The following is a 14,573-nucleotide window of genomic DNA, read 5'->3' as shown; positions in this document are numbered from 1 at the left end:
ATCTAAAAACGATGGGTGGGATTAGTAGGCTTGCTTATTAGGTGAAAAGAAAAAACATGCTCTTCCGAAAAAGAGGCATGTTTTTTTCATAGGTAAGATAGAAGGGTCCTGATCTGCAACGCTTTTTTGCAGCGATGGTTTTATAAAATTTAAATTAGTTTGAGCTCAGGTATACATGGATGATTATGACGCTTTGGTAGCCTTTTCGAAAAAGTTTATCCGGGCAAAGCGGGCTTTTCGGCTGTAAGGTACATTGGGTGCAATTCTGCTTCGTAAATAGATCCGATTTACTACAGCTATTAATCTTTTTTCGAAAAATCGATAAAAATAGATGCTTGAGACGCAGACAAAGACAAGGGTCGCCAGGATATAAAAGTCTCCGTTATTCAGACCAAAAAGCAGATAAATCTTCCGGGCGATGGGTATTAACAACAGCGCATGGATGAGATAGCAGGAATAGGAAGCGTCGCCGAGTTCCGTAAAAAAACGAGGGATTTTTAAACCCTGTTGCGACTCCAATAGTACAACCCCTGCAAGAAACAGGGCAGAAGGAACACCCCAAACCATCACTCTTATTAAAGCTGCGGCTGCATCTGATGAAACATATTCTGCATCGCCCACTCCAAAGTACCCGGTAAAAATGGTACCAATCATCAGGCAAAAACCTGAAAGCATGGCTGCTTTAGCTAGAAACCTTATTTTGGCTTCGCTCATGATGTTTGATGCTGAACGATATAAAAGACCAACCAAAATACCCAGTGCAAATTCTATCAGCAGAGGTGAGAACAGAAAACTAAGCATTGGATGTTGCGGCTCGAAGAAGTAGCCGATACCCGAGCAGATAAAGAGCACCATGAGCAGATACGTATAAATGCGTTTCGCTGCGAATACCAGTAACAGGGCAATAAGAAAATAAAAATAGATCTCCAGCGAAAGGGACCAACCAACAGGGATAATGGGAAAGACAAAGGCACTGTCAAAAATGGGAAAGAAAAAAAGCGTTTTCATCACCTTTTCAAAGCTGTAATAATTCCCCTTTATTAATTGTAGAACGATAGAAAAAACGGATAGCACCCAGTAAAGCGGGATGATACGCAACACTCTTTTCATCGCAAAGTCTTTCCAGTCCCGACTTGTAACATACGAGGGGGTGACTATGGTCATGATAAAACCACTGATAATATAGAACAGATCCAGACCGATGGCGCCCCAGTTTTCCAGAAAAAAGAACTTAGACTGAGAGGGACTAAAGTCTGATGCGGAATCGATGATATGGACGTAAACGACGAGAAGTACCGCAACAGCGCGTAAAAATTGAATGGAATCAATTTTTTTGTTGTGAGAAGCATTCATAGGACCCTTGAAAATGTAAAAAATTAAAACATCGAGGAGCTTTTTTTGTACTACAATGGATTCAACAATAAATAGAAGCTTTTGTTGTTTTATTTAATTTTTTTTCATCCTAAACATCATTTTTAAGCCTATGACGTTTTTTACACTTATTCATGTTTCCGAAACAGAGGAGAGTATCCACAACACCTTCGTTACGGACACCAGAAAACAGATCTCCCTCTATCTTTCCTGCGCAATCCAACTCTCGAAAAGTGTAAAAAAACAGGGATTTAAGCTGGTGGTATTAACAAACAACAAAGCTTATCTGGAGAGTTTAATAGACGACGCTGACCTATCCATTACAGAGTTAAGGTTCCTGTCGGTAGTACCCTCTGGTATTATGTTTTTTTCTGCTCATTTCAAGCTTCAGGTATTTAACTATTTGAGTAAGCTGCAAGACGACTACGTAGCACTTGTTGATTCGGATATTGTTTGCATTAACCAACTTCCGGAAAGTTTGAAAAAAGCGATTTTGGAAAAAACTCCGTTGTACTACGACATTACGAAACAGGTAGTACCAGCCTACGGTCAGGCAACTATTATTGCAAATAAACAAAGATTGGATACTTCGAGCGATTCCGCCTTTTGGGCAGGTGGTGAGTTTATTGCAGGACCGCCAGCGTTTTTCAGCAGGCTTGATAAAGAAATAAACCAATTAACAGATTCCTATTTCGCCAACTATAAAAACTTCCATCACCAAGGCGACGAAATGCTGACGACAATAGCCATTGAGAAGCTAAAAAAATCTGAAGAGATTCTAGATGCGGGCAGCTTAAATATTATTGGCCGCTTTTGGAGTGTTAAGCCCAAACACGAGCAAGCAAGAATTAATAATTACAGTGGTCACTTTCTTTTGCATTTACCATCCGACAAGCCGTTTATTTTCCGGCACAGTAAAACGAAAAGCGAAAGTGATTTCTTAGAAAGCTATAAAAAGTATTTGATCAGGAAAAAGACCTTCCGGTTTTTATTCGGATCCTTCATTCCAGTGGCCAAAGTAATACTGAAAAAAGTGACCAGGCTACGGAAAGATTTGACTCAGGAGGAAAAACTTGTAATTTCGGGACAAGCTCCTGTTCAGCTGCAGGAAGCTGCATCGGCACCTTTGGTTTCTTCAGCGCAGGACAATTAAAATAACTTTAAGCCCAAAACAATTGGGATGAACGAAACAACTTTAACCGTTATTGGCAGCGGCGATGCTTTTGGAAGCGGCGGGAGATTTAACACCTGTTTTCACGTAGCCAGCTCCTCCTACAAGTTTCTAATCGATTGTGGTGCGACCAGCCTGCCAGGCTTGAAACGGCAAGATCTGAGTGTTGATGATGTTGATCTAATCATCATAACACATTTCCATGGAGATCACTACGGTGGTCTCCCTTTTTTCTTGCTGGAATGTGCCATTTATCAGCGTACTTCCCCATTGACCATTGTCAGTCCAACCGGCTGCCGGGATAGGATTAGTGCTTTACTGGAGCTGCTCTACCCGGGCACTGCAGTGCTGGAGAAACTGGACCTTCGCTTCATAGAATTTCGGCAGGAGGAGACAATCGAACTCGAAGGTTTGAAAATCACTGCATTTCCGGTTGTTCATAACGAGGCTGCACAATCTCACGGGGTAAAAATAGAGCTGGACGACAAAATAATCAGTTATTCCGGGGATACCGAATGGACAGACAACTTGGTGGCTCTTTCGCGAAACGCAGACATGTTCATTTGTGAGTGCAATTTTTTCAACTATCAGGTGAAGGGACATTTAAACTACCAGGTACTTTCTGAGAAACTATCCCTTCTTAACTACAAGAAAATCCTGCTTACCCACTTTGACACAGAAATGCTTAACAAACTGGATCAGGTACAGCTCGACTGCGCATCTGACGGTCAAAAAATTCTTATATAACGTTGGCTATTCAGCGGTGGTCTGCATAATAGTTTCGCCGGACGCCTTTCTGCAACAGCTCCAGCTCCTCTCCAGTTAACGGTGCTGCATTCATCGCGCCAACTACCTCTTCCAGCTGCTCCAAAGTCCTCATTCCTACCACTACTGATGTAACAGCAGGATTAGCCAGGGTATATAAAAGTGCTGTTTGAGTATTAGTTCGAGATTGGGAAAGGTGCTTTATCAGCTCTGCAGCTGCACGCACCTCCCCTTCTGACCGGTCGAGATATTGTTTCGCTGGTTTGTTAATCAACAGGCCCTGTGCCACAGCTCCCCGCACCATCACCCCTACCTCGTTCTGCTTCAGCAGGTCCAGTGTCGCTTCTTCCGGCCGTCGGTCCAGCAGGCTGTATTGCGTCATCACACTAACGATATTTGAGCGCTGTACATATTCTCTGATCACCGTGGGACGGATGGACGAGATCCCATAAAAACGAATTTTGCCCTGCTGTTTTAAAAGTTCAAAGGCTTCTACCGTTTCATCTATCGGATCTTCCATAGTCCCCCCGTGGAGCTGATACAGATCGATATAATCCGTTTTCAGGCGGCGCAAACTCTGTTCTACCGCCCTTAAAATATACTCCTTCCTCGGATTCCAATCCCAGCCCTTACCGTCGGCCCTGACTTGATTGCCCACCTTTGTGGCGATGATAAGTTTATCACGATAAGGTTCGAGGCATTTTCCCAACTTCGCTTCATTGGCTCCATTCTCATAAAGGTCTGCAGTATCAAAGTAATTTACCCCCAAGTCGACCGCCCGGAGAAGAACCCTTCTGGCTTCTTCGAGACTTCCTGTTAAAGACATACATCCAAAACTGATCTTACCTACTTTGATATCGGATTTGCCTAAATGTGTATATTCCATATTTTCTTAACCAAAAGCTGTTTGATAAGTTTAAGCCCTGCTCACAAAGCTCTCCTAATATGATGCAAGCATCAATAGTATTTTTATTTTTGCAAGAATGGAAAATCAGGACAAAAAAAGAGAGTTAATCATCGAAGCCGCGTTAAAAAGGTTTGCTCATTTTGGCTTGGCAAAAACAACAATGACAGAAATTGCTTCAGATCTCTCCCTGTCCAAAGCCTTACTCTACTACTATTTTCCGGACAAAATTAATTTATACGCCGCTGTACTGGAGCGGATCATAGACCAGGTGGAAGCCGATATGAAACAGGATCTGGAGACCACCAGCGATAGCAAAGCCGCCCTTAACCGCTATCTTGAAAAGCGCCACTTTTACATTAAAAAATACTACAACATCTTTGAATTTCTTCGTCTATCGGGCCCCGACTTGGCTGGTGAACTGATTCCTGTCCTCGAAAAGGCAAAAAAGGCCGAAATCCAGCAGATCACCTTTTCAATTAAAAAAGGAAATGAAAAGGGGGAATTTACAGTTGCCGATCCTGAGCAAATGGCTTCCCTACTTTTTGACGCTTTCATTGGAATGCGGGTAGCCAGCTTCCATCAGAAAAAACAGTTTATGTTAGAAGATGCTGTTTTTGAAGAAGCGCTAGACCGGCAAAAACAGTTAGGAGAAATTTTTCTTAACGGACTGAAAAAAGCTTAAGCTCCCCCCCTCTTCCTTCTTAAAATCCTGCCTAGCCCCAGAATTTGAGCCTGACCATTTGCATCAGTCAAGCTGCTGTCATCTTGCTTTCACGTCCTATTAATTTTTTCGCAACTCTTGCACGAGAATTAAACTGTTTGTACCTTTGACTTATTAATTCATAAAGTCAGAAAGTTTAAAAGTAGAAAGGTTAAGAGTGATAGAGGCAGATAAAAAACGTGAATTGATTTTAGAGAAGGCCGTACTTCGCTTTGCACATTTTGGGATACAAAAAACAACGATGAATGAAATAGCGGAGGATCTGGCAGTTTCTAAACCGTCTCTCTACTATTATTTCCCCGATAAAACAAGCTTGGTAGTGGCCGTAACGGAGAAGATTCTGAGCGAATACTTCCAGCAATTAGAAAAAGAATTTGAAAGTACTTCAGACGTAAAAACTGCGCTTTTTGCGATGATCGAGCTGAGAAACAGCTTCTTCAAAAAGTACTTTATGTTGCACATCGGTCACCATGCAATAGATATAAACCTCGGGAACGAGGGGGTTCGGGCTTTAATACAGAAAGCCAGGGAACAGGAGACAGGACTTATAAGAAATCTTTTTGAAAAAGGAATTGAGAGAGGGGAAATCAAAACAGACGACGTAGTTGCAACTGCCACGCTCTTCCTCGACACCATGGTTGGTCTGAACATATGTATCATGGCCCAGCAGCAAAAACAACTGGTGCCCGACAGTAAAGGAGTTGACGACGTGTCGGAAAAGCAAAAAAGCTTAACTCAAATATTTCTTAACGGATTAAAAAACTAGACAAAGAATATATAGCGATGAATCGAATAAATTTTAAATCAATAAGAATAGCAGCAATGCTCATAGCGATCCTGTTTTCAGGCTTTGCGAATGCGCAAACTGTCAATCTTACATTAAAGGACGCCCTGAACTTCGCATTAGAAAACAATGCAGCGGTTAAGAAGGCACGGTTAGACATTGAAGGGGGAAAATACCGGACTGACGAGATCCGGGCTCAGGCGCTTCCACAAATAAATGGTAGTGCAAGTTTAACTGACAACTTAATTATCCAGAGAAATGCTATCCCAAATATTTTCGCGGGCAGACCTGATGAAGTGATTTTGGTAGCATTCGGACAGAAGTGGAACGCAAATGCAGCAGTTCAATTCAGTCAGCAATTGTTTAACCAGTCGGTATTTACCGGACTCAGGGCAGCGAAAGCAGGACAGAACTTCTACGAGCTAAATGCTGAAATCAGTGAGGAGACCTTACTGCAGAATGTAACAGCAGCTTATTATCAAATATTAATTACCCGGGAAAATCTGAGTGTGATTGATAGCAATATCAACTCTCTTAGCAAAATTGAGAAGACGGTAAGTAATCAGTATAGGAATGGCCTCGCCAGAAAAATTGATTTGGATCGGGTTCGGGTGAACTTAAATAATCTTCAAACCCAAAGGCAACAGGTTCAGAATGCAGTAACACTTGCGGAGAATGCACTCAAATACAATATGGGAATGGATGTGAATACGCAAATCACTATTCCTGAAGCAGCATTGTCTCAAATCAAGACAGATGTGAACTTACTTGCTTCAACCTTGAACCTTGAACAACTAAAAGAATATCAACTGGCAAAGCAACAGGAAGAACTTTTGGGATATCAAAAGAAAGCTTACCAGGCTGAATATTTTCCTTCTCTTTCTTTAACAAGTAATTACTTGTACAACGGGATCAGTAATAAACTGGATTTATTTGGAGGTAGTAACTCCACTGCCAGATGGGTAGATGCTGCTAGTATAGGCTTGAGCTTGCGAATTCCGATTTTCGATGGTAATGCCAGAAAATCAAGGGTTAGACAAGCAGAAGTTGATATCGAGCAGGCTAAAGAAGATACAAAAGATGCTGCAAATGCGCTGAAGTTGCAATTTGAGAATGCGAAACTTCAAATTCAGAACAGCATTAATACCATCAACGCGCAGCAGGAAAACGTGAAGTTAGCAGAAGACGTTTATGCAAGCACTCAGAACAACTACAGAAACGGATTGGCAACCTTAACAGATTTGCTCGATGCCGAGAACTCGTTGACAGAAGCGAAGAACAGCTACAACCAGGCTTTATTAAACTACCGACTGGCTGAGGTACAACTAATTAAATCTAACGGAAATATAAAATCATTATTGAACTAATAAATAAGATGAAAAAGAGAGGCCTAATAACAATATTATCAGTAATTGTTGTCCTGTTTCTAGTAGGATGGGTACTGAGTAACAACAAAAAGAAAAACGCGGCGGCCACAGCCGTTGTAGCTTCAGGTAATTCAGGTGCGGTAGCTGTAAATACTGAGAAAGTTGGCCGAACAGACATCAATCTGGATTTCAGCTCTAACGGCACTTTTGCTCCTAATCAGGACTTGACTCTTGCATCAGAAAACGCTGGCCGGGTGACACGTCTCCTGGTAGATGAAGGTTCAAGGGTTTCAAAAGGCCAGGTAGTTGCACGTATCGAAGCGGATCTGCTAAATGTGGATGTGGAAACGGCAAGAGCCACTTACCAAAATGCAGTAAGAGATTTAGAAAGATTTGAAAGCTCGTTTAAAACCGGCGGTGTAACTCAGCAACAGCTTGACAACGCTCGGTTAAACGTTCGCACATCAAAAGCTCGTTTAGATGCAGCAAGCATCCGATCAGGCGATGCTAACGTGAAAGCACCAATCTCCGGAATTGTGAACAAGCGATTTGTTGAGCAAGGTTCATACGTAAACGTTGGAGCCCAGCTTTTCGAAATTGTTGACGTGTCAAAATTAAAGCTGAAAGTTACAGCAAATGAGACCCAAGTGGTTAACCTTAAAATCGGCGACCGGGTGATGATTAAATCAAACGTGTTTCCTAACAGCTCCTTCAGTGGAAGAGTAAGCTTCATCGCTCCTAAAGCAGATGCAAGCTTAAACTTCCCTGTTGAAGTTGAAGTTAGCAACGGCTCTGCAGGACAATTGAAAGCGGGTATGTATGGTACCGCAGTGTTTGATTTCCCTCAGCAAAGCGCAGCGCTTACAGTTCCAAGAACAGCTTTTGTGGGTAGTGTAAACAGCAACAAGGTATATGTTCTGGAAGGAAATAAAGCCAAAGAGCGCAAGGTTACTGCAGGAAGGATTTTTGGCGAGCGCGTGGAAATCCTTGACGGACTTACTGAGGGTGAAACCGTAATTACCAGCGGACAAATTAACCTGGTAGACGGAACTGAAGTGCAGCCTGTAAAATAAGGTAAGGGGTAAGGTCAAAGGGGACGCTTTTAAATACAGAAGTTTCCCCCTATAAAGAAAAACAGAAATGAAAATAGCTGAAATATCGATAAAACGACCAACTATAGTAGTGGTACTTTTTACAGTACTCTCTTTGCTTGGCTTCATAAGCTACAAGTCGCTGAATTACGAGATGCTTCCGAAATTCTCTCCTTCAGTAGTATCTGTAGTCACAATATATCCCGGTGCTTCACCAAGTGAAGTGGAAAACACCGTGACTAAAAAAGTAGAGGACGCGGTTTCCTCTATGGAAAATATCAAAAAGATCACAGCAACTTCATACGAGAGTTTGTCCCTGGTAACCATTCAGTTGAAAACAGGAACAAACGTCGACATCTCGATGAACGATGCGCAAAGGAAAGTAAATTCGATCCTGGCAGAACTGCCGGATGATGTTGAAGCTCCTTCGGTAAATAAGTTCTCCCTTGATGATCTTCCGATCATTACTATGTCGGCTACTGCAAAGATGGATGATGCACAGTTCTTCGATCTGATCGAGAACCGCATCGTACCAACTATTTCACGTGTTGAAGGGGTAGCGCAGGTAAACATCATCGGAGGTCGTGAGCGTGAGATCCAGGTGAATATCGATGAGAACAAATTGGAAGCGTACGGACTGTCTCTACTGGCTGTTCAGCAAGCAATTCAAACCTCAAATCTGGACTTCCCTACCGGTAGTATCCGTACAGAAAACCGCGACATTCTTGTCCGTCTTTCTGGTAAATATGCGAGCATCGACGAATTGAGAAACTTGGTTGTATCTGATAAAAGCGGCGTACAGGTTCGTTTAGGAGATATTGCAGAAGTGCAAGACACACAAAAAGACGTTGAAAAAATTGCACGGGTTGACCGTCAGTCGGCTATTGCTTTGCAAATCATCAAACAGAGTGATGCCAACGCTGTAAAAGTGAGTGAAGGAGTTAAAACAAGCATTGCTAATCTGACAGGTGAATACAAAAATATTGCACTAAACCTGACAATCGCTAACGATAGCTCTGTTTACACGCTGGAGTCAGCGGATGCAGTTATTCACGACTTGTTCATAGCGGTTATCCTGGTTGCGTTCGTGATGCTTTTCTTCTTACACAGCTTAAGAAATGCAGCAATCGTAATGGTGGCTATTCCGGCTTCGTTGATCGCAACCTTTATCGGTATCAACATGCTGGGTTACACACTGAACCTGATGTCGCTGCTGGGACTATCTCTGGTGGTTGGTATCTTGGTCGATGACGCCATCGTGGTATTGGAAAACATTTACCGCCACATGGAGATGGGTAAAAACCGGGTGAAGGCTGCTTACGAGGCAACGAAAGAGATCGGGTTTACCGTTACCTCTATTACCCTGGTAATTGTGGTGGTGTTCTTTCCGATCGCTATCAGTACAGGGTTGGTATCCGACATTCTTCGCCAGTTCTGTATGGTGGTAATTATAGCTACCCTGCTTAGTTTGCTGGCTTCGTTTACCATTGTGCCACTGCTTTCCTCTCGTTTTGGAAAACTGGAGCACATCCAGGGAAAGAACTTCTTTGAGCGTATCATCCTGGCGTTTGAGAAACAACTCGATAGGTTTACAGCTTGGGTTACTGGCCTTCTGGAATGGTCACTAGCTCATAAAAAGACAGTAATTGGCGGAACCGTAGCACTTCTGTTCGCATCCTTCGCCCTCATTGGCGCTGGATACATTGGAACTGAGTTCTTCCCTAAGAGTGACCGTGGTGAGTTTATCGTTCAGATCGAGCTTCCTAAAGATGCTTCTATCGAACAGACTAACCTGATCACCTCTAAAGCAGAGCAGATCCTGAGTAGCAAACCGGAGATCACCCGTCTGATTACGACGGTAGGACAGTCAAGTGATGGTTCCGGGGCACAACAGGCACCGGCTTACTCATCAGAAATTACAGTAAGACTGGTGCCCGCTACCGAGCGTACTGACCGTTCAGATGTGTATGCGGCTAAGATCAAAAAAGAACTTGCCCAACAACTTGTGGGAGCTAAGGTAAAAACCACTCCGGTAAGTATCCTGGGTATGGCCGAGCGCTCGCCGGTAGAAGTAATTGTACGCGGTAGCGAGCTCGATAGTGTGATGAAATTTGCGGAAGTAGTAAAAGGGAAACTGGCGAAAATTGAGGGAACCACCGAGATTAAACTTTCCGTAGAAGGTGGTAACCCGGAGGTTCAGGTTCAGGTCGACAGAGATAAAATGTCTTCACTTGGACTAAATCTTCAAACTGTTGGTGCTACCATGCAGACTGCGTTTAACGGTAATACCAATTCAAAATTCCGTCAGGGTGAGTACGAGTATGATATCAACATCCGTTTAGACAACTTCAACCGTAAAAGCATTGAGGACGTGAAAGAGTTGACTTTCATCAATGCTTCAGGACAGAAGATCAAATTGGATCAGTTTGCAACAGTAACCGAAGGTTCAGGCCCTTCACAGCTGGAACGTCAGGATAAAACGACAAAGATCTCTGTGCAATCACAGGTGGTAGGTCGTCCATCCGGAACAGTATTTACTGAGCTTGACGCGCAGATCAAAGATCTTCCTCGTCCTGCCGGTGTAAACTACATCTTCGGTGGTGATATGGAAAACCAGTCAGAAGGTTTCGGAACCCTGGGAGTGGCGCTGATCATGTCTATCGTGTTGGTTTACCTGATCATGGTGGCATTATACAACAACTATGTGCACCCGTTTGTGGTATTGTTCTCTATTCCGCTTTCCATCATCGGGGCATTACTGGCGCTAGCATTGACTAACAACTCGCTGAACATCTTCACCATCCTGGGTCTGATCATGCTGATCGGTCTGGTGGCGAAGAACGCGATCATCCTGGTCGACTTTACCAACCAGCAGATTGCAGAAGGCAAGTCGGTACGTCAGGCGCTTATCAATGCTAACCACGCCCGTCTGCGTCCAATCCTCATGACTACCATCGCCATGGTGATCGGTATGCTTCCGATTGCGATTGCAAAAGGAGCCGGTGCAGAATGGAAAAACGGTCTGGCCTGGGTAATCATCGGTGGACTGGTGAGTTCGCTCTTCCTGACACTGATCGTGGTACCGGTAGTTTACGAGGCATTCGATAAGATCATCAAGAAGTTCAGCAAGAACAAAAAGAAAGACGACATCGAAGCGATGTTGTACGAAGAAACACCAGTTACCGAACCTAAAAAGGAATTGGAACTGGACTATTAAAAACAAACCTGTTGGTTTAGTTTGAGTGAAAGGGGGATGCCGGGGGGCTCCCCCTTTTTTATTTGGAAGCGACCGTTCTACTTTCATTCCAGCTGCAGTCCGGCTTTCCGCTCATACTGCTCGGCCTGTCCCAATCCCTCGCGAGGCCTTAGCCACGCGGTATCCGCTGCAATCCGGCTTAGATAAGACCTGAAGTAGAGTAAATCACCTTTTTATCCGCAGCTATATCTTATTCTGATTAGAATTTGGCTTCAATTCATCCGGACTGTCCTTTGTGTAATTCTTAACTTCCTCTTTAGATGGACTGACAAAGACATCCTTTACCACATCAAAACTTACTTGCGTGGAAGGATTGAATTTGGCTGAAGACATATAGTTCAACAAACTGTTGTAAAGCTGTTTCGCAGCTGGTTTATCTTTTAGATCAGGCCCCAGATCTGCGCTGGAAACAATCAGCTTTCCTTTCCCTACCGCAGCTTCGTAAATCAGTCCTAACCGACGGTTCAGAAACCACGTATCAATAGGTTGCACCAATGGCTTAAATCCAACAGGAAAATCTTCAAGTACCATCACCTGCGAGCGGTTCGCGATCTCCCACCACTGAAGATCACTGTGAAAATCAGTAGGAAAATCTGCGAAAGCAGGACTATCTTCTTGAATGAGCATACCGGTGACATGCGGCGGGCGCATTTTGAACCAGGAAGTATTCCAGAAAACCGGAAGAAAGTGCATAGCTACTTCTTTCCCTTTGATCACTTTCCCTGCAGCATTTAAGAATACTTTACCGCCTTTATTCAATATCGCCTTTGCTTTGTCATCCAGCGCGGTAGTGTAGTAAATGCCGCTGCTCTTCGATTGTACCGTTTCCGGATACACCCAAAAATCCCAATCGTTAACGCAATTGGTACCGTTCACAGCAACTTCCAGATTAAGCTTAGCTGCCTTCTCAACTGAATTCAGTGAAAGGGTAATTTTACCGACAGGAATACCGTTCGCATTTTCAATTTTTTCAGGTCTAAACTCACCCTCGCCGAACACCTTCCCGCTTTCGTCTTTGATAGTCCAGGTTAAAACGGGACGATCCAGAGCTACTGGTCCGGAATGGAAAATATCGATACCCGCCTCAAACTGTTCCGTACTTGAAAACACAAACTTCGGCAAACGGGCAAGAGGAACGGTCGAATTACAAAAACGTGCAAATTCCTTAGTCGTGATGTATCCCTTTTCGTCCCAAAATGCATCCAATAACCCTACCAGAGCAGTTCCCTGTCCGGGAAAGTCTTGTAATCCCAGCAATTGAAAACCACCATATCCGGGAGTGCGCAATGCTTTTTCAATCTCATTTTTATAGCATAATGCCTGTAGTTTACCTGAGGCCAAATGAAACGCCTGCGCCTGATCCTCCATCCCCCGGTCCTTCAAATCTTGCATAAAAAGCTCGAAGTTCTTTGCCCGGTAGGCACCTGTATATTTTTTGATCTCAGCAAAGTTTGGAAAAGCACACCACTGCCCCATCTCATGAGCAATAAAAGGCACTGAAAACCTGGCAATACCTGCGCTGTAATCTGACAGGGATTCCGGGCGTCTTGCCCAGTCCAACCCACGCACTCCTCCCCTTACCTGGAACTCTGCATTCGGCACCACCGGCCAGCTTCCTCCTACTGACATGCCGGTGTACACCCGGCGACTGTCTTTTTTCTTCCAGTAATTTACAAACTCGTTCAGGTATTTAACCTGATTCCCGGCCGGTTCATTTCCTGCCGAGAGCATGGTGAAGGAAGCGTAATTCCCATAATGCTTCATCATGCGGTCGGTTTCCTCGTAAAGATATTTGTCTACCGGCTGTCCCAGGCCCAGCTTCGGACCGTGGTTTGTCCAACTAGGGCCCTCGGGCTGCAAGTAAAAACCGATTTTGTCGGCTGCTATAAATGCCGCTTCCGGTGGGCACCAGGAATGAAAACGCATATGGTTTAAGCCGTGGGCTTTTGCTATTGCAAAGATGCGCTCCCAGCCTGCAACATCCATATCTGGATATCCAGTAAGCGGAAACTCACAATTATTAACCGTACCTCTGAGAAACACCGGGCGACCGTTCACCAAAAACCGATTCCCTTCAATCTTAAAGTCCCGCATCCCAAACTGTATTTCCTTCTTTTCCACAAGAGCCTTTTTCCCAGTAAGAGATATGCTAAGCTGATACAAGGCCGGGTTGAATTCATCCCAGGTCTGCATGGTGGACTCAAACGGAAGCTCAATAACAAGACGCTGCGTTGAATCAGGTTTTACCAACACACTGGCAGACACTACTTTGGTTTGATCCGTCGTTGTTGAATTGAAGCTTCTAGCTGAAATCAAGACCTTTCCGAAGAACTTGGAAGATTGCTGATTTATCAGGAGAAGCTCGACCCGAGCCTTCCGGTTCTTTACATCAGGATAGATCTGGACATCTTCGACAAAAATCTTTTCACCTGCTCTTAGCTCCATCTTCCCGATGACGCCGTTCCAGTTGCCCTGCGTATGATCCGTAATGCTATGAGAGTCAGGACCAACATTAATGTCCTTTATTCGGTTGTCGATTCGTAATGTGATCAGGTGCCTACCGGGGGTAAGCGCTCCCAGATCGAACTCATGAGGTGCAACCAAGCTGTTCTGCAAACCAACTTCCTGCCCATCCAACCACAGCCGCGTCTCAATATGACTTCTTTCCAGATACAGCACCAACCTTTTCCCGTTCATGCTTGCTGGAACTTCTACCTCTTTTTGGTACCACGCCGGACCGACATAATGTTTCAAGGGGCTTAGCCAGAAGGGAATGTGAATGTTTCCGGGTTGGCGATATTTGGCAAGACGGGGATTAAAATAAAAAGAGCTGTCATAAATAGAGCCGGTCCACTTAGTTTCGAGAGTGATATCGTCGCCTTTCAAGTTCTCATTCATCGAACCCGGCAACTTAATTTGGTCGTTCAGAGACTTCTGAAACCACTTTTCCTGGACACCCCGATCAGCCCGATCGATAGCGAACTTCCAGTTCCCCTTAAGGTCGATAGTTTGTGCCGAAGTTAACGCAGCAGAAAGTAGAAAAATAACAAGGGCAGCGGCAGCAGAAAGTTTATAATACATGGTTACCTGATTATTCAGGCAACAAATGTAGCAGGATTGGGAGGCAGAAGTGTCCTGCA

General features: G+C 44.1%; 10 protein-coding genes. 7 read left to right on the top strand and 3 right to left on the bottom strand.

Annotation, left to right across the window (positions count from 1 at the left end; translation table 11 throughout):
* Positions 1 to 183: 183 nt before the first annotated feature.
* On the bottom strand, positions 184 to 1,353 hold the full coding sequence (locus J4N23_RS11555; RefSeq protein ID WP_207427424.1) for an acyltransferase: 1,170 nt from the start codon (positions 1,351 to 1,353) through the stop codon (positions 184 to 186).
* 130 nt (positions 1,354 to 1,483) lie between these two features.
* On the opposite strand from J4N23_RS11555, the gene J4N23_RS11550 reads away from it, so the two are divergent.
* On the top strand, positions 1,484 to 2,524 hold the full coding sequence (locus J4N23_RS11550) for a hypothetical protein (protein WP_207427423.1): 1,041 nt from the start codon (positions 1,484 to 1,486) through the stop codon (positions 2,522 to 2,524).
* Positions 2,525 to 2,551: 27 nt separating this feature from the next.
* On the top strand, positions 2,552 to 3,289 hold the full coding sequence (locus J4N23_RS11545; RefSeq protein ID WP_207427421.1) for an MBL fold metallo-hydrolase: 738 nt from the start codon (positions 2,552 to 2,554) through the stop codon (positions 3,287 to 3,289).
* Positions 3,290 to 3,299: 10 nt separating this feature from the next.
* Here J4N23_RS11545 and J4N23_RS11540 read toward each other — a convergent pair whose 3' ends face one another.
* Positions 3,300 to 4,193 (bottom strand): aldo/keto reductase, encoded by an 894-nt coding sequence (locus tag J4N23_RS11540; RefSeq protein WP_207427419.1) that lies wholly within the window; start codon positions 4,191 to 4,193, stop codon positions 3,300 to 3,302.
* Between the two features lie 97 nt (positions 4,194 to 4,290).
* Here J4N23_RS11540 and J4N23_RS11535 point away from each other — a divergent pair, with 97 nt between their 5' ends.
* The 5 genes from J4N23_RS11535 to J4N23_RS11515 all read left to right on the top strand — a co-directional run bounded on the left by J4N23_RS11535 (position 4,291) and on the right by J4N23_RS11515 (position 11,394).
* On the top strand, positions 4,291 to 4,896 hold the full coding sequence (locus tag J4N23_RS11535) for a TetR/AcrR family transcriptional regulator (RefSeq protein WP_207427417.1): 606 nt from the start codon (positions 4,291 to 4,293) through the stop codon (positions 4,894 to 4,896).
* 223 nt (positions 4,897 to 5,119) lie between these two features.
* Positions 5,120 to 5,701, top strand: a complete 582-nt coding sequence (locus J4N23_RS11530) for a TetR/AcrR family transcriptional regulator (RefSeq protein ID WP_207427415.1) — start codon at positions 5,120 to 5,122, stop codon at positions 5,699 to 5,701.
* A 17-nt stretch (positions 5,702 to 5,718) separates the two neighbouring features.
* Positions 5,719 to 7,086: a TolC family protein gene (locus J4N23_RS11525; protein WP_207427413.1), complete on the top strand. Its 1,368-nt coding sequence runs from the start codon at positions 5,719 to 5,721 to the stop codon at positions 7,084 to 7,086.
* Positions 7,087 to 7,094: 8 nt separating this feature from the next.
* Positions 7,095 to 8,159 carry an efflux RND transporter periplasmic adaptor subunit gene (locus J4N23_RS11520; protein ID WP_207427411.1) on the top strand — a complete coding sequence of 355 codons (1,065 nt, stop codon included), beginning with the start codon at positions 7,095 to 7,097 and terminating at the stop codon, positions 8,157 to 8,159.
* A gap of 67 nt (positions 8,160 to 8,226) precedes the next feature.
* Positions 8,227 to 11,394, top strand: a complete 3,168-nt coding sequence (locus tag J4N23_RS11515; RefSeq protein WP_207427409.1) for an efflux RND transporter permease subunit — start codon at positions 8,227 to 8,229, stop codon at positions 11,392 to 11,394.
* Positions 11,395 to 11,616: 222 nt separating this feature from the next.
* On the opposite strand, the gene J4N23_RS11510 is transcribed toward J4N23_RS11515, so the two are convergent.
* Entirely contained in the window at positions 11,617 to 14,514 is a 2,898-nt protein-coding gene (locus J4N23_RS11510; RefSeq protein WP_207427407.1) for a sugar-binding domain-containing protein, read from the bottom strand.
* Positions 14,515 to 14,573: the final 59 nt, after the last annotated feature.

It is taken from the genome of Pedobacter sp. SYSU D00535, from assembly GCF_017355855.1.
Lineage (GTDB): Bacteria > Bacteroidota > Bacteroidia > Sphingobacteriales > Sphingobacteriaceae > Desertivirga.
This window is presented reverse-complemented; position numbering and strand designations above follow the sequence as displayed.